The organism is Candidatus Berkiella cookevillensis, from assembly GCF_001431315.2.
In the GTDB taxonomy this organism is placed as follows: Bacteria; Pseudomonadota; Gammaproteobacteria; order Berkiellales; family Berkiellaceae; genus Berkiella_A; species Berkiella_A cookevillensis.
This window is the reverse complement of record NZ_LKHV02000001.1, coordinates 2,700,838-2,720,970: the sequence shown is the minus strand read 5'-3', so window position 1 is coordinate 2,720,970 and position 20,133 is coordinate 2,700,838. Positions and strand designations below refer to the sequence as shown.

Genomic DNA, 20,133 nt, shown 5'->3' with positions numbered 1-20,133 from the left:
TAGCCCTCTAAAATTCAGTTAAATGGACGATAAAAAGGAGTTTCTCGTGTTAAAAAAAACACCGTTATATGAATCTCACAAAGCCTTAGGTGCAAAGATGGTGCCTTTTGCTGGTTGGGAGATGCCTTTGCAATATACCTCTATTGTTGATGAGCATGTTAAGGTTAGGCAAAGTGCTGGTATTTTTGACGTGTCTCATATGAGAGCTGTCGATGTAGAGGGGGCAAATGCCACACAGTTTTTAAGAACACTGCTTGCAAATGATATTATCAAATTAACCAAAGATGGCACGGCTTTGTATGGATGCATGCTCAATGAACAGGGTTGCATTTTAGATGATTTGATAACCTATCGGATTTCAGAAAACAGTTACCGTATTGTGATTAATGCCGCAACAACGGACAAAGATTTAGACTGGATGCACACACAAGCCCTATCTTATCAAGTGCGTATCAATCCGCGTTATGATCTTGCCATGATTGCCATACAAGGCCCACAGGCCATTGAAAAATTAAGTACAATCCTCTCTCCACAGCTTTTTTCTCAAGTTTCAAAACTTAATTATTTTTCAGCATGTAGTGATGAGCATTTATTTATTGCTCGAACAGGATATACCGGGGAAGCAGGCGTAGAGATTTTATTGCCTAATGAACAAGCTGCGGCTTTTTGGCATAAATTGATAGCGCAGGATTTTTATCCGATTGGTTTAGGTGCGCGAGATACTTTGCGGTTAGAGGCAGGCTTAAATCTATATGGACAAGATATGGATGAAACAGTTACACCTTTAACTTCTAATTTAGCATGGACCGTTGATTTTAAAGATTCTAATCGGCTCTTTATTGGTAGATCAGCACTTTTACGTCAAAAAGAAGCGGGTATCACACAGAAACTAGTAGGTGTTGTTTTAAAAGAGAAAGGCGTCCTCAGGCCACATATGTGTGTTTATGCGGATAAAGAGGCTACGCAACAAATCGGATTATTAACCAGTGGTTCTTTCTCACCAACCTTATCAAAAGGTATTGGCTTTGCTCAGCTTGATGCTTGGGATATGCCATATTGTTGGATTGAGATAAGAGGCAAATGCCTTGAAGCACAAATCATTAAACCACCCTTTGTAAAAGCAGGAAAATCAAATATCGGATTTTAAACTTAAGTGTGAAGTGTTCAATAAAAAAGGAGTTCAGCATGTCAAATATCCCTAAAGATCTTAAATATACAACCAGCCATGAATGGGCAATGCAATCAAGTGCAACAGAAATTATCATTGGTGTGACGGATCATGCACAAGCATTGCTGGGCGATATCGTTTTTGTTGAATTACCAGAAGTAGGTCGTATCCTAAAGAAAGGTGAAGAATTTGGTGTGATTGAATCGGTTAAGGCCGCCAGTGATCTGTATGCGCCGCTTTCAGGTGAGGTGATTGCAGTCAATGAATCACTTGCTTCAAAACCGGAGTTGGTGAATCAAAACGCCTATCAAGATGGATGGATGCTGAAAATCAAACCCAGTGATTTGTCAGAATGGACAGAGCTACTCAATGCTCAAAGCTATCATGATAACATTGAGACGGCTGTAAAGGAGTAAGGCATGCCATTTATACCACATACAGAAGTAGAAATATCTGAGATGCTTGCTGCTATCAATGTTGCGTCTATTGATGCGTTATTTTCTGAAATTCCAGCAGAATTACAGCTCAATGCACCATTGGATATAGCGCCTGGCATGAATGAGATGCAGGCAACACAACTTTTAAAAAAACGTGCTAATGAAAATGTCTTACTGAGCAACTATATCGGTGCAGGATGTTATGAACATCATATTCCCGCTTGTGTTTGGGAGTTAAGCTCTCGAGGTGAGTTTATGACAGCCTATACACCCTATCAAGCTGAAGCCTCACAAGGTAATTTACAGTTGATGTGGGAGTATCAAAGTATGATGGCGTCTTTGATGGGGCTGTCTGTTTCTAATGCGTCTTTGTATGATGGTGCAACCGCATTAGCGGAAGCTATCTTGATGGCCTTAAGAACAAGACGTAAAGCCACCGCAAATATTTGGCTGCCCATGAATTTGCATCCACAGTATCGTGCTGTACTGAATACTATTTTAAAACCGCAACAGATCCAATTGCATGAAATCGCTTATGAGCTTAACACAGGAACAATTTCACTCTCTTCTTTGGAAAATATGCTGAAAAAATCTTCCTGTGATGTATTGATTATTTCTCAACCCAATTTTTTTGGTGGTATAGAAGCGGTAGATGAGCTGACCAATTGGGCGCATCGTAATGAAGCAACTGTGGTTGGTGTTGTGAATCCTATGGCAATGAATTTGCTAGTGCCACCTGGAGAATGGGGAGAAAAAGGTGCGCAAATTGCATGTGGTGAAGGTCAACCCTTAGGCGTACCCATGAATTATGGTGGACCCTATTTTGGATTCTTATGTTGCCAAAAAGATTTAGTGCGACAAATGCCAGGCCGTATTGTCGGAAAAACAGTAGATTTAGAGGGTAAATTAGGTTTTACTCTAACGCTTCAGGCACGTGAGCAACATATTCGACGTGGTAAAGCCACATCCAATATTTGTACCAATCAAGGCTTGCTTGTTACGGCTGCGACTATTTACATGAGTGTCATGGGGCCCGATGGTTTGAAGAATGTAGCACAGCATTCTCATGTACAAGCAGAGCAGCTCTATCAAAAAATTCTGACTATCCCGGGTGTAACAAGCGTCTTTTCAAGCGATAGATTTCATGAGTTTGTGGTTCGTCTGCCGGTACCCGTTAAGCAAGCACTAGAACAGATGCGTTTAGCAGGCATTCAAGCAGGTGTTGATCTCAGTGATTATTACCCTGAGTTAGATAATAGTTTGCTGGTTTGTGTGACAGAAACAAAAACAACGGCACAATTAGAAGACTACTTTATCGCTTTAAGTAAAGCATGTCGTTTAGGATAAGAAAACCAAAGGATTTTTTATGATTATTTTTGAAAAAAGTATTCAAAACAGGGTTTCAGGATCTCAAGCACTCTCTGACATAGGCAATACAAAAATTAATGCATCGGCTTTAAGAAAATCTAAGCCTCGCTTGCCTGAATTATCCGAGCTTGAAGTTATACGCCATTTCACAAAGCTATCTCAGAAGAATTTCAGTATTGATACAAATTTCTATCCGTTGGGTTCTTGTACGATGAAATATAATCCAAGAGGTGTACATAAGCTCGCGAGTTTGGAGCATTTTACCGCCTTGCATCCTCTAGCACCTGTAGAGTTGTGCCAAGGTGCGTTGGCTTGTCTGTATGAATTGCAAAATGATATTACAGAAATGACAGGCATGAAAGCGACTGCTTTAACACCCATGGCAGGTGCACAAGGAGAATTTGCCGGTGTGATGATGATCCGAGCCTATCATCGTGCGCGTGGTGATACTGAGCGCAGTGAAATGATAGTGCAAGATGCAGCACATGGTACAAACCCCGCCTCTGCTGCCATGTGTGGTTATACCGTTAAAGAAGTGCCAACGAATGCATTGGGTGATATTGATATTGATGCATTGAAGAAGATTCTAAGCGCTAAAACAGCGGGTATTATGTTGACCAATCCCTCCACCTTGGGGCTTTTTGAACGCAACATATTAGAAGTTTCTAAAGCAGTGCATGAAGTTGGTGGTTTACTATATTACGATGGTGCAAATTTAAATGCCATATTGGGTAAAGTCCGGCCAGGTGATATGGGCTTTGATGTGATGCATCTGAATTTGCATAAAACTTTTGCGACCCCCCATGGTGGCGGTGGGCCAGGTAGTGGTCCGGTTGCTTGTGCGGAAAGGTTGTTGCCCTTTTTGCCGATCCCACGGGTTGCAGCGTTACAAGAAGGCGCTACAACAAAATATTATTGGTTAGAAGAAAGAGAGTGTCCAAATACAATCGGAAGGCTTTCAACCTTTATGGGAAATTTTGGTATTTTGTTACGTGCCTATATTTATACCAAAATATTAGGTAGAGAAGGTGTTCAGCGAGTTAGTCAATTTGCAACTTTAAATGCAAATTATTTACTGTGTAAATTACAAGAGATTGGATTTACAGCGGCTTTTCCTCAAAGACGTGCTTCGCATGAGTTTATTCTTACTTTAAGCAAGCAAGCAAAGTCACTTGAAATAACAGCGCTTGATGTTGCAAAAGCCTTGTTGGATGAAGGTATTCATGCGCCAACAGTTTATTTCCCATTATTGGTACCAGAATGTTTATTGCTTGAGCCAACAGAAACAGAATCTAAGCAAACATTGGATCATTTAGTTCAGGTAATGCAGAAAATCTGGCAGACAATGCATGCAGAGCCAGCCAGCATCAAGCAGGCACCTAAGCACTTAGCATGTCAGCGTCTCGATGAGGTTAAAGCGGCAAGAGAGTTACAGCTGACTTGGGAAACAGCCTATTAATAACTGAGACGTCGCAAAGACAAAGAAAAAATTAGATGTGATGTGCATGCCTGACATCTAATTTTTTTGTTCGTCTGCTTCATGTGCTGTATTGGGTAAAATAGTCATTGGCTTGAGCAAGAAATTCGGTTAATATGCTGAAAGCCTAGTTAAAAAGCTGGGTTTTAATATTTCCAAAACAATAATCTATGAAGGTGATTAAGGACGATTTCCATGCGAGTGAAAGCCTTATTTTTAGCATCATTGCTTCTACTTACTTTGGTTTCTAGCACAATTGCACGTGCTGAATTAAAAAGCAATTTCTTATTAGGTGGTGAGCTAGGTATTGAATCTAGACGCGCACACTTTACATCTAGATATCAAATTGTGAATGTTCCTTTAGTGCCAGCCCCTTTTGATGCAGTACTGAATGTAAATTCTGTACGCGTTGCAGATGCCGGTTCTTTTGCAGGCTTGTTGGGTGGTTGGCAAGTTCATTGCAGCCGTTGGCTCGCAGGCATTGAAGCAAATGTCGATTTTCATAATTTTGACAAGCATAAAGATTTCGTCATTTCTGATGTGCTCGTATTCCCACCCTTTGGGCCTACTGCTGCTACTGTTGAATACAACAGAGGTAATATCTATGGTGTTACACTGCGTGGTGGTTATTGGTTGACACCCTTCTTTATGGCTTACGCAAAAGCCGGTGTGCAATATAGTCGTGATGAATTAACTTATGTAATCCCTGCAAGACAATTAGCGCCTGTCAGTGAGCCTATCAATCATGAGAAGGATGATATTTGGGGCGTATTAGGTGGTGTGGGCCTTGAGTTCCCAGCTTTCGCTAACTCTAGCGTACGTTTTGAATACAATTACATTCGTACAGATAGATTTGTAATTGATGATAATGTTGGTTCAATGGTGGGTGTGCATCGTATTAAGTACCCTGAATCACACGTTGGTAAAATTGCTTGGGTTTGGAATTTCATGTAATTCACAGTTACTCGCCTAATCACCGAAAACGCCGATCTAAGATCGGCGTTTTTGTTTTCGTCTTATGTATTCTTAACAGCTAAACCTCATCTCTATTTATTACCTGCTTTATAATATGCTTGATATTGCGGATACATTTTGCGACGCACAAATATTTTGGCTGTTTATTTCTTCATATCTTTTATTGAGATTTAAAGGATAAATAATGTATGCCTCCTAATTTCTTGACATTGTATTTATCTAGGGTTATACCTTTAGTTGTGTTTGTTTAACTAAATAACGTTTGGGGTAGAATGTTATGCAAAAATTATCTAAAGCAGTGATTGTGTCTTCTATTTTATTAGCAAGTGCATCTGCTGCACAGGCACAATGGCAATATAACTTCTTAGTGGGGGCATCAGCAGGTTATGGGGATAGAAGTGGTGATTATCATTTCACAACCGTGACACCAGCACCAGCATTAGCTGGAACAACAATAGCCCGAAACCATTCTGATAGTGGTTTTATTTGGGGCTTATTAGGCGGTTTTCAAGCGCATTGCAACAGCTGGTTATTTGGTGTAGAAACCAATGTGGATTGGCATGATTTTGATGATGCAAGACAACATCAATTCAATCGTAATCTAGGTGGTGGTGTACTAGAGGCGGCAAATACCGTTGCACGTTATGATAGAGGCACTGTCGTTGGTTTAACCGCTAGAGCAGGTTATCAAATGACACCTTATCTCATGCCGTACATTCGCTTAGGTGCTGAAACCAGTAATGATGAATATTCTGTTGTAGGCGCTTTTGGTCCAGCGAATACGCCAGCCTTTGCGATGAGTGAAGATAAAAGAACGTATCGTTTCTTAGGTGGTGTAGGACTTGAAGTGCCAATCCCTTCTATACAAGGTTTATCTCTAAGAGCTGAGTATAACTATCATGGAAAGGGCAAAGTTGTTGATTTGGGAGGGGTGGCAAATGACAATTTGACTTTTGTTGCTTCCAATATGAAGCCTAAAACGCATTCTGGTAAAGCTTCTGTTGTTTGGAATTTCTTATAATAGGTCAAGTAGTCAATTAAGTAACACCCCAAACCTTCCTTCAAAGCGCTCTTTACAAAGAGCGCTTTGTTTTAATTTTTAAATCTCATCATAATCTATTTGCTTAGTTTACCGCCTTTGTGGAAAAATAAACTTAATTATTGTCATCAGGTTTTTGTTTGTGATAGATGAAGATGGGTTTAGATTAAATGTTGGGATTATTTTAGCTAATAAACAAAAAAAGCTTTTTTGGGGCAAACGAGTTGGTCAAGATGCTTGGCAATTTCCGCAAGGTGGCTTGAATGAGAATGAAGAAGTAGAAGAAACACTCTTTCGAGAACTCAATGAGGAAATAGGCCTAAAGGCAAAAGATGTCTCCATTCTTGCATGTTCAAAGAGCTGGCTAAAATATAGACTACCTAAGCGGTTGATCCGATTGGATTCGACCCCTGTTTGTGTTGGGCAAAAACAAAAGTGGTTTTTGCTTATGCTAGAGTCTGATGCTAAAAGCATAAAACTGGACGATTGTGTGAAACCTGAATTTGATGATTGGCGATGGGTAAACTTTTGGTTTCCATTACATCAAGTTGTTGCATTTAAACGTGAAGTGTACAGGCAGGCATTATTAGAGTTTTATCCAGTTATTAATGAAAAAAGAAAAAAAATATTTATGCTCGATCCTATCGTAAAATAGCGTATATGGGCATTGCTGTATAATTTCATTTCTGTGGTGTCAGAAATCCCGTGTCAAGTACAAGACAAGCTTTTACTCAACTTTTACTCATGCGTGAAGATTATATTGATCTCGTGAGTCCATAGAAAATGCTCAGGAGGGGCTGTTGTTAAATGTTCTGAGGCAAATAGTCCAAGAAGTCAATGAGGCACAAGACCTTCAGGAGGTTTTACACCTGATGGTGAAACGTGTCTCAGAAAGCATCTCTGTTGAAGCATGTTCTGTTTATTTAGCAGATAGACGACATAATCATTTCTTGTTAGCCGCTTCTGTCGGATTCTTAGAAGGTGTAGACGGAAAGATCACAATTGGTTTTTCTGAAGGTTTAGTAGGTCTTGTGGGAGAGCGTGAAGAACCTATTAATTTATCTCATGCCAATCAACACCCTCGTTATCGCTATTATCCTGAGACTGGTGAAGAAAAATATCAGGCATTTCTAGGCGTTCCCATTATTCATCAGCGTCGATTGGTTGGTATTTTAGTGATACAACAACGTGAACCAAGACGTTTTGATGAAGGGGAAGTCGCTTTTCTCGTTACCATTTCAGCCCAATTGGCCGGGATCATCGCACATGGCCAAATTGCGGGTATGGTGGATGAGCTATCTAATTTTGATAATCAAATTCATACAACCATTCGTGGTGTACCTGCTGCATCAGGGGTTGGGATTGGTGAAGTGGTTGTTGTATACAAACAAGCAGATTTAGACACTGTCCCAGATAGAATAATTGAAGATGTGCCACATGAAATCATGCAATTTGAAAAGGCACTGGCAGATACGCGAACTGACATTGAACGTTTAAAGCTCCGGCTCGAGAAAACACTTTTACCAGAAGAGCAGAACTTATTTGATGCCTATTTAAGCATTTTAGATAGTAAAAGTTTAAAAGCAGACATTATTGAGCTGATTGAAGAAAAGCATTGGGCACCTTATGCCTTGCGTAAAATTATCAAGCGCCAGGTACATAAGTTTGAAGCCATGGAAGATTTATATTTACGTGAACGTGCCACGGATCTCATTGATTTAGGACAGAGAGTATTAGCAAATTTGCAAAGTGAAACAACGACTTTGCAGACTTATCCTCAACAAACCATTTTAGTGGGGGATGAAGTCACAGCCTCTATGCTGGCAGAAGTGCCGCAAGAATCTATTGTGGGCGTGGTTTCTGCCAAAGGTTCTGCAAATTCTCATGTTGCTATTTTGGCGCGCGCTATGGGCATTCCTGCTGTCATGGGTGCAAGTGGATTGCCGGTTTATAAATTAGAAGGCAAATGCATCATTGTGGATGGTTATAACGGAGAAGTATTTACTTCCCCAAGCCAATCCATGCAAATAGAATTTTTACGATTGGCTGAAGAAGAAAAAGAACTGTATGCGGGCTTAAGTGAACTCCGTGAGTTAAGAGCGGAAACACCCGATGGTATGCGCATTCCCTTATGTGCAAATGCAGGGCTGGTTGCTGATATTCGCCCCGCGCTTCAAGCAGGAGCAGAAGGCGTAGGCTTATATCGCACAGAAGTGCCCTTTATGATTCGCGATAGATTTCCAGGAGAAGAAGAACAATATTTAATCTATCGACAATTATTGGAAAGCTTTGCCCCTAAGCAAGTAACTATTCGTACATTAGATGTAGGTGGCGATAAAATGCTGCCTTATTTCCCGATTGAAGAAGATAACCCATACTTAGGTTGGCGTGGTATTCGTGTAACGCTAGATCATCCAGAAATTTTCTTGGTGCAATTACGAGCCATGTTGCGTGCAAGTAGTGGTCTTAATAATTTAAGAGTGATGTTTCCGATGATTTCTTCTATACAAGAAGTAGAGGAAGCACTCCGATTGCTAAGACAAGCGCATCGTGAGGTAATTGATGAAGGATCGCCCGTATTATTCCCTCAAACAGGCGTGATGATTGAAGTGCCTTCTGCGGTCTATCAAGCCCGATCTTTGATGAGTAAAGTTGATTTTGCCTCGATTGGTAGCAATGATTTAACCCAATATTTGTTGGCAGTCGATCGCAATAATCCTTATGTGGCATCTATGTTTGATTCATTGCATCCCGCTGTCATTGGGGCCATTAAAGTTGTGATAGATGCTGCGCATCTGCAAAACAAAAAAGTGAGCTTATGTGGTGAAATGGCAGGAGATCCTGCTGCGGTTATTATACTTTTAGGCTTAGGTATTGATATGCTGAGCATGAATGCACATTCTTTGCCAAGAGTGAAATGGATTATTCGGAATTTTACCGTTGCGCGCGCAAAGCAATTATTTGAAGAAGTAAAAGATTTGGATCATGCCCGCGATATTAGACAGCATTTAGAAAAAGCACTGGAAGACGCAGGCTTAGGTGGCTTGATAAGAGCCGGTAAGTAAAGTGATTTATATTTTTGCTGTTGTGATTGGTGCATTTTCAGGGTTGCTATCAGGATTATTAGGTATTGGAGGAGGGGTTGCTGTTGTACCGCTATTAAGTTATGCCTTCATGATTGCTCATGTTTCAATCCCTGCTGATATGGTGATGCATTATGCAGTAGGCACTTCGCTTGCAACTATGGTTTTTAGTACTTTATCTGCTAGTTTTTTTCAGCATAAAAAGGGGGCGGTATTATGGCCTTTATTCTGGTATATCGCGCCAGGCACGGTGTTGGGTGGATTGCTCGGTGGATTTATTGCAGATTCTTTTTCTAGTCACTTTTTAAAGGTGTGTTTTGCTGCTTTTTGTGCTTTCATTTCTTTATTATTTTTTAGGAAAGAGCGTGTTGAACGTAGTCCCGAAGATAAACAGTCGCTACGCATACCAAAGTGTGTTTTAACGGTAATAGGTGTTTTCATTGGCACGATTGCGGGCATGTTGGGTGTGGGTGGGGGCGTTCTATTAATACCTTTGTTAGTAGCACTACATTTTAGTTTGCCGCAAGCCAGCGCCTTATCGGTAAGTTGCACCTTGCCTACCGTCATTGCAGGTACCGTTAGCGCTATTTATTTTGGCTGGGATGCGCCACCTATTGATTTGCCCAGCATAGGCTATGTTATTTGGCCTATAGCACTCACTCAAGGCGTAGTTAGTGTGTTAACCGCCAAACTAGGCGTGCATATTACCCATACTTTGCCACGTTATTACTTAAGAAAGCTCTTTGCGATACTACTTTTATGCATTGCTTGGTTAATGCTTGCTGTGTGACATGCTAAAATGCATGCATGCTAAAATATCCAGAAATAAACCCAGTCATCTTACATATAACAGATCAGTTACAGATCCGTTGGTATGGCGTCATGTATTTAATAGGCTTCCTGTTGTGTTGGCTATTATTGCGTCAAAAAACAAAACGCTTTCCAGGGTGGGAAACACCCGATCGCGTCAGTGATTTAATTTTTTATAACGCCTTAGGCGTGATTTTGGGTGGGCGCTTAGGCTATATCCTCTTTTATTCTTTACCTGGCTGGATCAAAGATCCAAGTATCGTCTTTCGCATTTGGGAAGGCGGTATGTCTTTTCATGGCGGTTTATTGGGTGTTTTGATTGCGACAGCATTATTTGCACGAAGATATGGTTATCCCTTGCTCATGCTTGGAGATTTAATGGCCGCTTGTGTGCCCCTTGCTTTAGGCTTAGGAAGGCTGGGTAATTTTATTAATGGTGAATTATGGGGCAGAGTAACGGATGTACCTTGGGCAATGGTCTTTCCTTATGCAGGACCCTTGCCAAGACATCCTTCACAATTATACGCGGTGTTGTTAGAAGGTGTTTTATTGTTTTTAATTTTGATGTGGTATACAAGAACGCCGCGTAAAATTGGCTCTGTCACTGGATTATTTTTGATTCTTTATGGGCTGATTAGAATATTTGAAGAGCTTTTCAGGCAACCCGATCCTCAATATGGTTACTTGGCTTGGGGATGGTTAACAATGGGGCAGATTTTATGCATACCGATGATAGTGATTGGGTGCATCTTATTAATAACAGCCAGAAAAGCAAAATTGATTGAACAAATTGTATAGAGGCATTTTTTTATGCAGGCATATTTAGAGTTGATGCAAAGAGTATTAACACAAGGTCATCCTAAAACAGATAGAACCAATACAGGCACTTTAAGCGTATTTGGGCATCAAATGCGTTTTGATTTAGCAAAAGGCTTTCCCTTAGTAACGACAAAAAAATGTCATTTGCGCTCTATCATTCATGAGCTGTTATGGTTTCTAAAAGGTGATACCAATATTCGGTATTTAAAAGATAACCAGGTTACTATTTGGGATGAATGGGCCGATGAACAAGGTAATCTTGGTCCAGTCTATGGGAAACAATGGCGTTCTTGGCCAACACAAAATGGCGCACAGCTTGATCAAATCCAGGCCGTAATTGATCAAATTAAAACCAATCCAGATTCAAGACGTTTGATAGTCAGCGCTTGGAATGTTGCAATGCTGCATGAAATGGCGCTTCCACCTTGCCATTTATTGTTTCAATTTTATGTTGCAGATAACAAATTATCTTGTCAGCTCTATCAAAGAAGCGCAGATATCTTTTTAGGTGTCCCGTTTAATATTGCTTCTTATGCCTTGTTAACGCATATGATTGCACAGGTAACAGGCTTGCAAGTGGGGGATTTTGTTCATACTTTAGGTGATGCACACTTATACAGTAATCACCTTGAACAAGCAAAATTACAGCTTTCTAGAACACCTTATCCGCTGCCTAACATGGTATTGAATCCTGACATTAGCAATATTAATGATTTTAAATTTGAAGATTTTGTGTTAAAAGATTATCAATCACATCCACATATTAAAGCGCCAGTTGCAGTATAGGAGTGGCTATGAATATTAGTTTGGTTGTGGCTCTGTCCGAGAATAACGCCATCGGCCAAGCGGGTGGGCTTCCATGGCACTTACCTGATGATTTAAAGCATTTTAAGCAAACAACTTTAGGTAAGCCTATTGTCATGGGGCGCACAACCTTTGAATCTATTGGTAAGCCATTGCCTGGTAGAACGAATATCATTTTGACGCAAAATATTGACTATGATGCACCTGGTTGTGTAGTTTTACATAATAAACAAGCGGTGTTTGACTATTGCCAACATGAAGATGAAGTAATGATTGTTGGGGGCGCCAAAATATATCAATTATTTTTGCCAGAAGTAACTAAGCTTCATGTCACTATTGTGCATGCCCATATTCAAGGAGATGCCTTCTTTCCAGCCTTGGTTGAAGAGGAATGGCAAGAGGTCGCACGTGAGAAAAAATTAAAAGATGAAAAGCATTTGTTCGATTATAGTTTTGTCACTTTGATTCGGCGTATTTGAATTTCAGAGTTTGCTATCGATATACCCACAATATGTATTCTGGCTAAGTATTGAAAATTCAGCTTAAAATCTAAAATTCAAATGCGAAGAACATAGACTCATTAGGGATGGTGTTATGTTATTTATTCGTTCAATCAGTTACTGTCTAGAACAAATACAAGCTTATTTTAACTCTCAACTATCATGTTTTGATTATGAAACACACTTAGCGCAAAAATTCAGTTATAAATCAGAAACAAAGATAACCGCAAAACTACCAAGTGAATTACTAAAAGAAGCCCCTGTGCACAGACGAAGTAGCGAACCAGAAACAATTGTTGATCCGCTTGCTACTCAATTTGCCGCAATACATTTAAATACCAGCACATCACCTGTGATGGGAGTAGCATCCTTACAAGTCAGAAATAATGAAGAACAAGGAAGTGAAGAAAAAGCACAAGATGTGCGAGAGCTCGCAGGAGAGGATGTGCGACAGGAACATCAGTCTAAACCATTACTTGTTGCTTCTTCTCATCAGGCACGCAATGAGCTTGAGTATGATTGGACGAATATTCCATTGGCGGGTGTAGGCATTATTAAGGAACGAGGCTTTTATCAAAAAAACTTGCAGGTCTTTGCTTCTGTTGATGATATGCCTTTACGATTTGGTGTAACCTGGCGACAAATTGTTAATTCTACTTATGATGATTGCATGAGTATTTTAGACAATAACCTCAAGCAAGAATCCTTAACCGATGTGAAAATGCTTGTGTTGGCGCGTTATGCAAGACAATTACAAATTATTAAGGCGTGGGGCACGAAGATCTTGGATGCAAGAGATCAATATTTGAAAGTACTTGCATTAGGCAGTCATAGCACAGATCAGAAAGAAAATATTTTATCTGTAGAAAGAGAGAGGCAAAGATTTTTGGATCAATCCGTGGATGAATGGTTGATTCAATTAACAAGCATTGCAAAAGAGGAAGCGATACTCTTATTCTCGCATGCATTAACTTCTCACAAAGTGCGGGTTGGTTTTGGGTTTGAATTTTCTCATTCTGCAGGAGATTCTGAAGATATGGTCAATGCTTGTGATCATACGATTATGCAGTTTTTCCATTGTATGAAAACGCATGATGCAAGAAAAGAGAGTGTACGGATACAAGATTTATTTCCGAGCCAATTGCATGCTCCAGATGCGATTATCATGAGCTTTATGTCTTTGACACATTATTTATCCCAAAATTGGTTTACAGAAGGGATGTTTTTAGCACATAAACAACGAGGCACCTATCTCAATACCGATCAATATACCTTTGATCCAGAGAAAACAGAGGCAAAGCGGCGCAGTGTTTTAGATTTAATGGCGAAATTAGAAGCACAGTTACCTGCTTTGTTTCAAGTGCCAAATACCTATTGGGAAACAGCGTTAACGCTTGTGGATAAAGCGGCCACAGATTCAGCCTATTTGACAACCTCTAAGGGGTATTTTGCGAGCTATCTGAAAAATTCAGATAGATTGCCTATGACTTATCAGGCATTGCATACACAATTTGTCGAGCAAGCAGATCGAAAAACCGATAATGTGGTTTCTAAGCATCGATCTTGCAAGTTTCAGTAAGTTTCAAAAAAGCTTATTTATGTCTGGCTATCTTGTAAAATAGGTGGAAATCCGTATAATTGTAACACCCATTAGTTAATTATCTGTCTTTTAAATGCCGCGACTTTCTCCCACTTTTATAGGGCATCTTGCCCATTATGCTACACAGTGTTTATCAAAGACATTGCGCATGCAGGTTGAAATGCACCCAAGTGTTGCCATAGAGAAGCCAGCTGTCTATTGTTTTTGGCATGGTACGCACTTTGCGCCTGTGATGTTTGTAGGTAAAAAGATCATCAACAAATCTGCTGGCTTGGTAAGTACTTCTAAAGATGGAGAAATATTAGCTACATGGCTCAAGCATTTGGGTTATGAAGTTATCAGAGGTTCTTCCAGTAAAAAAGCAATTACAGGTGTTGTTAAGTTGATCCAAGCGGTAAAAGATGGATACTCTGTGGGAATAGCGCTGGATGGGCCACGTGGACCGATTTATGAAGCGAAAGCAGGTGCTTCTTTTATCAGTGCAAAAACAGGCGTACCGCTTATTCCTTTAGGCGCAGCATACTCAAGAAAATATCAATTTGATAAATCTTGGGACAAATTTCAAATCCCCTTACCCTTCTCCACAGTGGGCATTTACTTGGGTGAGCCTCTGTATATTGAAAAGAATATTGATACAAGTGTATCAAATGATCAGATCAAACATGCGATTCATGCGGCGCAGCGTCAAGCAGCTGCATTATTATAGTCTTCGCACATGAGTTTTACCCACAAGGGGCACAATGTCGAGGGTGTTGTCTTCGCCATCTTGCAATCCTCATGTACTTTTATGGGAATGAAGGTTGCTCGAGGCTTGACGCCTACTCGAAAAGTCATCTGCTGTGACTATAGGGGCTAGAGTAATGCAGATCAGTTAAGAAATGAACGAAGTGAATGATTATCTTCCCTTGGAATCAAGGGAAGACGCTCACTTTAAGTGAGCAGATGGATTTTTTTTAATCTTATTTGCCCTGAACTGATTGACATTAGGTTAATAGAGCGTTTTTTTCAAAGATTTGTTTATTGTTGGCAATATTCGCAAAAATAGCTGCTGCGCTGATTGATGCGCAGTTGTATGATGGGCTGGTTACACTTTGCACAAGGCACTTCAGCTTTACCATATACTTGTAATGAGTGGCTGAAATAGCCAGGTTTGCCATCGGTATGCGCAAAATCTTTTAAGGTGGTGCCACCTTGGGCAATTGCCTTCTTAAGTATCTTTTTAGCGGCGTGTACAAGTAACTTACATTCTTGTTCTGATAATTGATGCGCAGGTTTTAAAGGATGGATGCCTGCTAAAAATAAACTTTCACTTGCATAGATATTCCCAATACCAACCACTATTTTTTGATCCATTAAAAAAGTTTTAATGGCAAGTTTGGATTTTCTGCATTTTTCAAATAAATATTTAGCATTAAAAGCTGAGCTTAATGGTTCACAGCCTAAATGCGCTAGGAGTGGATGTTCAAATGGATGTTGGCCAAGCCACAACACAGCGCCAAAGCGCCTTGGATCATAATAGCGTAGTCGTGCATCTGTATCGAAAATGAATTCTACGTGATCGTGTTTATCCAGAGGCGAAGGTGAGGATAAAAATTTCAAGTGCCCAGACATTCCCAAGTGAATGAGGAAAAATCCATTGGCTACTTCAAACAATAAATATTTCCCACGTCTTGAGATAGATAAGATTTCTGCGTTTTTTAGCACTTTAGAGAGCTGCTTGCTTGGAATAAGCCAGCGTAGTTGCGCTTGTCTGACAATCAGCTGCTTTATCACAGCATGATGAACAACCGGCAATAAACTCTGGCGTGTTACTTCAACTTCGGGCAACTCTGGCATAGATGGTTCTTTACTTTTTATGATCTAGGTAGTGCATCAAAAGCCAAGGCTTTGTAGCCAATGTCGGTTCGATAATAAGCGCCATCCCATGCTGCGCGGTGTGCTAATGCATAGGCTGCTTTTTGTGCTTCGTGATAGCTATCACCCAAGGCCGTTGCACAGAGTACGCGTCCGCCATTGGTCACAATATTGCCTTGATCGAGTAAGGTGCCGGCATGAAACAGTTTGTGATCCGTATTCGCCTGAATTTCTTTGATAGCTGGAATGATGGCCCCTTTGTCATAATGACCAGGATAGCCATCTGCAACTAAGACGACGCCAAGCGCAATACGCGTATCAAATTGGACAGTGACTGCATTGAGCGTCCCATCTATTGCATGCATAAAAAGCAATGCTAAATCAGATTGCAGACGCATTAAGATAGGTTGTGTTTCTGGATCGCCTAAGCGGCAATTATATTCTAATACTTTTGGTTCATTGTCTGGTGTAATCATCAGTCCGCAGTATAGAAAGCCAACAAAGGGATTCGCTTTACTTTGCATTGCTTTGAGGGTTGGTTCAACAACGGTCGCAAGAATCGTTTCATATAATGCATTATCAATCATCGGGGCAGGAGAATAAGCGCCCATACCACCTGTATTGGGCCCAAGGTCGCCATTGTCTCTTGCTTTGTGATCTTGAGAGGTTGCTAAAGGGATGTATTGTTTGCCATCTGATAAGACAATGAAGCTTACTTCTGTGCCGGTGAGAAATTCTTCAATCAGGATATTTTCACTGGCTTTACCAAAGCGTTTTTGAGAAAGAAAATCATCAATCGTTGTTTGAGCGTGAATGATGTCTTGACAGATGACAACACCTTTTCCTTCCGCTAAACCATCTGCTTTGATAACAACGGGGAACTGGCAGCTTTGAAGAAATTGTTGTGCTTCTTGGTTATCACTAAAATAAGCGGCTTTTGCAGTAGGAATGTTATATTCCTGCATAAACTGTTTCGCATAAATTTTAGAGCCTTCTAATTGCGCTGCAAATTGGTTGGGACCAAATATTTTAAGATTGAGCGCTTGGAAATAATCAACAATGCCTGCAACCAACGGTGCTTCAGGACCAACAACAGTATAAGAAATGTTGTTGGTTTTAACAAAATTAGCCAATGCTTCAAAATCAAGCGGATTAATAGCAACATTTTCTACTTTAGGCTCGCGGTAGGTTCCTGCATTGCCGGGCGCTACAAATACGTGTGTTGTGACTTCAGATTGAGCCAGTTTCCATGCAATTGCATGTTCTCTACCACCTTGGCCGATGACCAGTATTTTCATGAATGACCTCAATTATTAGTGTAAGAAATACCTGGTTTTCGTAAAGACCATGGCGATTCCTAATGCGTTGGCTGTTTCTATGACTTCTGCATCTCTTTGTGAACCGCCAGGTTGAATAATGGCGGTGATGCCTGCTTGATGGGCAAGCTCAACGTTGTCTTTAAAGGGGAAGAATGCATCTGACGCTAAGACAGCACCTTGTAATGATAAATTGTTTTGTTTAGCGCGCAAACAGGCAATTTCAAGACTAAAAACTCGAGAGGTTTGTCCTGCTCCGATTCCTAAAGTTTGTCCATTTTTGGCTAGGACAATGGCATTTGATTTAACCGATTTGCAAATATCCCATGCAAAGTTTAAGTCAATGAGAAGCTCAGGGCTGAGTTGTTGCTGTGTCACTATTTCAAAATGCTGATCTGGAATCATAACATTGGATTGTACGAGAACACCGCCGTCAATGCTGCGGAGATCCCATTGTGTCTTGCCATCTGTTTGGTTGGGTAGATAGGACAGTAATCGGCAATTGGGTTTTGTTTGTGCAATTTCTAGAGCAATGGCAGAAAAAGCAGGTGCAAGAATGATTTCTACAAATTGATTACTGAGTATGTATTGCATGGTTTGCTCATCAACAGCTTGATTGAAAGCAATGATACCGCCAAAAGCAGATTGTGGATCAGCCTGAAAAGCATGTTGGTAAGCTTGTAATGCATTTTCTCCAAGTGCAACACCGCATGGATTTGTATGTTTGACGATGACGCAACCAGCCTGTTTAAGGTTGTGGATAAGCGTTAAAGCAGCTTGGCTATCTAAAATATTATTATAAGAGAGTGGTTTGCCTTGCAGTTGTGTGGTTGCTGCCAGACCTCTTTTATGGCTTGGGTTAAGATATAAGGCGGCTTGTTGATGAGGATTTTCACCATAACGTAATATTTCTTTTAATTCGTATTGTAGATTTAATACAGTACTGAAGGTTTCAGTTTTTTCTTCTTGATTAAGGCTGGTAAAGTAATTTGAAATAATACCATCATACTGTGCTGTATGAGAAAAAGCTTTTTTCGCAAGATTCATTCTGCTTTGGTAGGACAGTGCACCTTGCTGTGTTTCGAGTTCGTCTATTATTTTAGTGTAATCATTGATGTCTGTTACTACGGTACACCAAGCAAAGTTTTTAGCCGCTGCTCGGATCATGGTTGGGCCACCAATATCAATATTTTCGATAGCACTATCAAGTGAAACATCTGGGCGCGCAATGGTTGCTTGGAAGGGGTACAAATTGACAACCACGAGATCAATCGCAGGTAGATCGTGGTTTGTCATGGTTTCGAGATCTTGATCTCTTCTGCCAAGAATGCCACCGTAAATTTTAGGATGCAGTGTTTTTAAGCGGCCATCCATCATTTCAGGAAAGCCGGTGTAGTTCTCAATTTCCGTTACCGTTATTTGATGTTCACGCAAGAGTTGTGCGGTGCCGCCGGTTGATAAAATTTCAATATTGTATGAGGCTAGTTTTTGAGCAAATTCAACAATGCCTTGCTTGTCGCTGACACTGATCAAAGCACGTTTAATGGTTCTTAGTTTATGCATACTTCACCTAATCTAATTGGTATTCAGATAATTTTTTGCGTAGCGTTCCTCGGGCAAGTCCTAGCCATTTCGCTGCTAAACTCTGATTACCATGACAGAGATGCAAAACTTTTTTAAAGAGTCCAAGTTCAACTTCTTTGATAACAAGTGTATGCAGATTTTCAATCCGATGATCTTCCATAGTGATAATGTATTGCTCAATCATATGAGAGACAATATCACGCAAAGGGAGTGTTTTGCTCTCTACTGGAGGAGGTAATTCTATTGTTGTCATGATGATTATTTTTATTATTAATGGTTGCGTTGTTCGTTTTCAAGCAAGGTATCAAAAAAGGATTCAATCAACTGTAATTGTTCGTTTGCATCAGTTAATTGATTAAAAGCAAGTCTAAAATGGCTACTGGCTCTTTGACCTTTGCTGTACCAAGAAACATGTTTACGTGCCACGAGTACACCGCGTTCATTGCCATAGAATGCATACAGATTTTTTAAATGATCTAATAAGGTATCTCGAATGGTTTGCACGCTGGGGGCTGCAAGGATTTGATTGGTTGTTAAGTAATGATGAATTTCATTAAATATCCATGGATGACCTTGAGCGGCTCTCCCAATCATGATGGCATCAGCATTGGTTAGTTCTAATACCGTTTTTGCTTTTTCAGGGGTTGTGATATCGCCATTTGCAATGACAGGTATGTTTACCGCTTCTTTTATGGCGCGTATGGTTTCATATTCTGCGTCGCCTTTGAACATGCAAGCTCTGGTTCTACCATGCACAGCCAGTGCTTGAATGCCACAATCTTCTGCCATTTTAGCGATTCTTATACCATTTCTATGATCTTTATCCCAACCTGTTCTGATTTTTAAAGTGACAGGTATTTCAACGGATTTAACAATTGCGCTTAGTATTCTCTGTACTAAGGGTTCATCTTGAAGCAAGGCAGAACCAGCAAGTGTATTACATACTTTTTTGGCAGGACATCCCATATTGATATCGATGATTTCTGCCCCTTGATCTTGGTTAAAGCGAGCGGCTTCTCCCATTTTTTGAGGATCAGAACCAACAATTTGCACGGAGCAGGGTCTGGTTTCACCACTGTGATTGGCACGGCGTTTGGTTTTTTCGCTGCCATGAAGCAAAGAGTTTGCGCCAACCATTTCCGTTACGGCAAGGCCAGCACCTAATTCTTTGCAAAGTTGCCTAAAGGGAAGATCAGTTACACCCGCCATAGGCGCTAATATAATAGGTTTTTCAATATGGTAAGGGCCAATTTTTAAGCCTTTATCATAATTTCTAGGGGATGCGCTTGTCATGGCAAA

At 40.4% G+C, this 20,133-nt stretch carries 19 protein-coding genes; 14 read left to right on the top strand and 5 right to left on the bottom strand.

The features are described from left to right. Window positions 1-46: 46 nt before the first annotated feature. From gcvT to CC99x_RS11615, 14 genes are all read left to right on the top strand, one after another. Window positions 47-1,147: a glycine cleavage system aminomethyltransferase GcvT gene (gcvT, locus tag CC99x_RS11680; protein WP_057625171.1), complete on the top strand. Its 1,101-nt coding sequence runs from the start codon at window positions 47-49 to the stop codon at window positions 1,145-1,147. Between the two features lie 38 nt (window positions 1,148-1,185). Next, window positions 1,186-1,584 (top strand): glycine cleavage system protein GcvH, encoded by a 399-nt coding sequence (gene gcvH / locus CC99x_RS11675; protein ID WP_057625170.1) that lies wholly within the window; start codon window positions 1,186-1,188, stop codon window positions 1,582-1,584. 3 nt (window positions 1,585-1,587) lie between these two features. Next, window positions 1,588-2,952 carry an aminomethyl-transferring glycine dehydrogenase subunit GcvPA gene (gene gcvPA, locus CC99x_RS11670; protein ID WP_057625169.1) on the top strand — a complete coding sequence of 455 codons (1,365 nt, stop codon included), beginning with the start codon at window positions 1,588-1,590 and terminating at the stop codon, window positions 2,950-2,952. 19 nt (window positions 2,953-2,971) lie between these two features. Next, window positions 2,972-4,432 (top strand): aminomethyl-transferring glycine dehydrogenase subunit GcvPB, encoded by a 1,461-nt coding sequence (gcvPB, locus tag CC99x_RS11665; protein WP_057625168.1) that lies wholly within the window; start codon window positions 2,972-2,974, stop codon window positions 4,430-4,432. 213 nt (window positions 4,433-4,645) lie between these two features. Continuing rightward, window positions 4,646-5,404, top strand: a complete 759-nt coding sequence (locus CC99x_RS11660; protein WP_057625167.1) for an outer membrane protein — start codon at window positions 4,646-4,648, stop codon at window positions 5,402-5,404. Between the two features lie 298 nt (window positions 5,405-5,702). Beyond that, window positions 5,703-6,446 (top strand): outer membrane protein, encoded by a 744-nt coding sequence (locus tag CC99x_RS11655; protein ID WP_057625166.1) that lies wholly within the window; start codon window positions 5,703-5,705, stop codon window positions 6,444-6,446. A gap of 160 nt (window positions 6,447-6,606) precedes the next feature. Then, window positions 6,607-7,119 carry an RNA pyrophosphohydrolase gene (locus CC99x_RS11650; RefSeq protein WP_057625165.1) on the top strand — a complete coding sequence of 171 codons (513 nt, stop codon included), beginning with the start codon at window positions 6,607-6,609 and terminating at the stop codon, window positions 7,117-7,119. A 145-nt stretch (window positions 7,120-7,264) separates the two neighbouring features. Next, entirely contained in the window at window positions 7,265-9,529 is a 2,265-nt protein-coding gene (gene ptsP / locus CC99x_RS11645; protein ID WP_057625164.1) for a phosphoenolpyruvate--protein phosphotransferase, read from the top strand. 1 nt (window position 9,530) lies between these two features. Next, window positions 9,531-10,337 (top strand): TSUP family transporter, encoded by an 807-nt coding sequence (locus tag CC99x_RS11640; RefSeq protein ID WP_057625163.1) that lies wholly within the window; start codon window positions 9,531-9,533, stop codon window positions 10,335-10,337. 17 nt (window positions 10,338-10,354) lie between these two features. Then, window positions 10,355-11,155, top strand: a complete 801-nt coding sequence (gene lgt, locus CC99x_RS11635) for a prolipoprotein diacylglyceryl transferase (protein ID WP_057625162.1) — start codon at window positions 10,355-10,357, stop codon at window positions 11,153-11,155. A gap of 12 nt (window positions 11,156-11,167) precedes the next feature. After that, on the top strand, window positions 11,168-11,962 hold the full coding sequence (locus CC99x_RS11630; protein ID WP_057625161.1) for a thymidylate synthase: 795 nt from the start codon (window positions 11,168-11,170) through the stop codon (window positions 11,960-11,962). Between the two features lie 8 nt (window positions 11,963-11,970). Continuing rightward, complete coding sequence (locus tag CC99x_RS11625; RefSeq protein ID WP_057625160.1) at window positions 11,971-12,459, top strand: dihydrofolate reductase; 489 nt, start codon at window positions 11,971-11,973, stop codon at window positions 12,457-12,459. 115 nt (window positions 12,460-12,574) lie between these two features. Next, on the top strand, window positions 12,575-14,059 hold the full coding sequence (locus tag CC99x_RS11620; protein WP_057625159.1) for a hypothetical protein: 1,485 nt from the start codon (window positions 12,575-12,577) through the stop codon (window positions 14,057-14,059). Between the two features lie 169 nt (window positions 14,060-14,228). After that, the gene (locus CC99x_RS11615) at window positions 14,229-14,786 is read left to right on the top strand and encodes a lysophospholipid acyltransferase family protein (RefSeq protein ID WP_158003229.1); all 558 of its coding nucleotides are present in this window, start codon (window positions 14,229-14,231) and stop codon (window positions 14,784-14,786) included. A gap of 311 nt (window positions 14,787-15,097) precedes the next feature. Here CC99x_RS11615 and mutM read toward each other — a convergent pair whose 3' ends face one another. From mutM to dusB, 5 genes are read right to left on the bottom strand one after another with little or no spacing between them, the layout of a single operon-like run. Beyond that, a complete protein-coding gene (gene mutM / locus CC99x_RS11610; RefSeq protein WP_057625157.1) occupies window positions 15,098-15,916 on the bottom strand; it encodes a bifunctional DNA-formamidopyrimidine glycosylase/DNA-(apurinic or apyrimidinic site) lyase in 819 nt (272 codons plus the stop codon). 17 nt (window positions 15,917-15,933) lie between these two features. Beyond that, entirely contained in the window at window positions 15,934-17,232 is a 1,299-nt protein-coding gene (gene purD, locus CC99x_RS11605; protein ID WP_057625156.1) for a phosphoribosylamine--glycine ligase, read from the bottom strand. Window positions 17,233-17,247: 15 nt separating this feature from the next. Continuing rightward, window positions 17,248-18,813, bottom strand: coding sequence for a bifunctional phosphoribosylaminoimidazolecarboxamide formyltransferase/IMP cyclohydrolase (purH, locus tag CC99x_RS11600; protein WP_057625155.1), 1,566 nt, complete (start codon window positions 18,811-18,813; stop codon window positions 17,248-17,250). 7 nt (window positions 18,814-18,820) lie between these two features. Beyond that, window positions 18,821-19,087 carry a helix-turn-helix domain-containing protein gene (locus CC99x_RS11595; RefSeq protein ID WP_057625154.1) on the bottom strand — a complete coding sequence of 89 codons (267 nt, stop codon included), beginning with the start codon at window positions 19,085-19,087 and terminating at the stop codon, window positions 18,821-18,823. Between the two features lie 17 nt (window positions 19,088-19,104). After that, window positions 19,105-20,127, bottom strand: coding sequence for a tRNA dihydrouridine synthase DusB (dusB, locus tag CC99x_RS11590; protein ID WP_057625153.1), 1,023 nt, complete (start codon window positions 20,125-20,127; stop codon window positions 19,105-19,107). Window positions 20,128-20,133: the final 6 nt, after the last annotated feature.

Coding starts and splice junctions, on each gene's coding strand:
- lgt (WP_057625162.1), top strand. CDS start 10,355: ATGCTAAAATATCCAGAAATAAACCCAGTCATCTTACATATAACAGAT.
- mutM (WP_057625157.1), bottom strand. CDS start 15,916: ATGCCAGAGTTGCCCGAAGTTGAAGTAACACGCCAGAGTTTATTGCCG.
- CC99x_RS11660 (WP_057625167.1), top strand. CDS start 4,646: ATGCGAGTGAAAGCCTTATTTTTAGCATCATTGCTTCTACTTACTTTG.
- gcvPA (WP_057625169.1), top strand. CDS start 1,588: ATGCCATTTATACCACATACAGAAGTAGAAATATCTGAGATGCTTGCT.
- CC99x_RS11655 (WP_057625166.1), top strand. CDS start 5,703: ATGCAAAAATTATCTAAAGCAGTGATTGTGTCTTCTATTTTATTAGCA.
- CC99x_RS11620 (WP_057625159.1), top strand. CDS start 12,575: ATGTTATTTATTCGTTCAATCAGTTACTGTCTAGAACAAATACAAGCT.
- gcvH (WP_057625170.1), top strand. CDS start 1,186: ATGTCAAATATCCCTAAAGATCTTAAATATACAACCAGCCATGAATGG.
- CC99x_RS11630 (WP_057625161.1), top strand. CDS start 11,168: ATGCAGGCATATTTAGAGTTGATGCAAAGAGTATTAACACAAGGTCAT.
- CC99x_RS11625 (WP_057625160.1), top strand. CDS start 11,971: ATGAATATTAGTTTGGTTGTGGCTCTGTCCGAGAATAACGCCATCGGC.
- dusB (WP_057625153.1), bottom strand. CDS start 20,127: ATGACAAGCGCATCCCCTAGAAATTATGATAAAGGCTTAAAAATTGGC.
- purD (WP_057625156.1), bottom strand. CDS start 17,232: ATGAAAATACTGGTCATCGGCCAAGGTGGTAGAGAACATGCAATTGCA.
- CC99x_RS11595 (WP_057625154.1), bottom strand. CDS start 19,087: ATGACAACAATAGAATTACCTCCTCCAGTAGAGAGCAAAACACTCCCT.
- CC99x_RS11615 (WP_158003229.1), top strand. CDS start 14,229: ATGCAGGTTGAAATGCACCCAAGTGTTGCCATAGAGAAGCCAGCTGTC.
- purH (WP_057625155.1), bottom strand. CDS start 18,813: ATGCATAAACTAAGAACCATTAAACGTGCTTTGATCAGTGTCAGCGAC.
- gcvPB (WP_057625168.1), top strand. CDS start 2,972: ATGATTATTTTTGAAAAAAGTATTCAAAACAGGGTTTCAGGATCTCAA.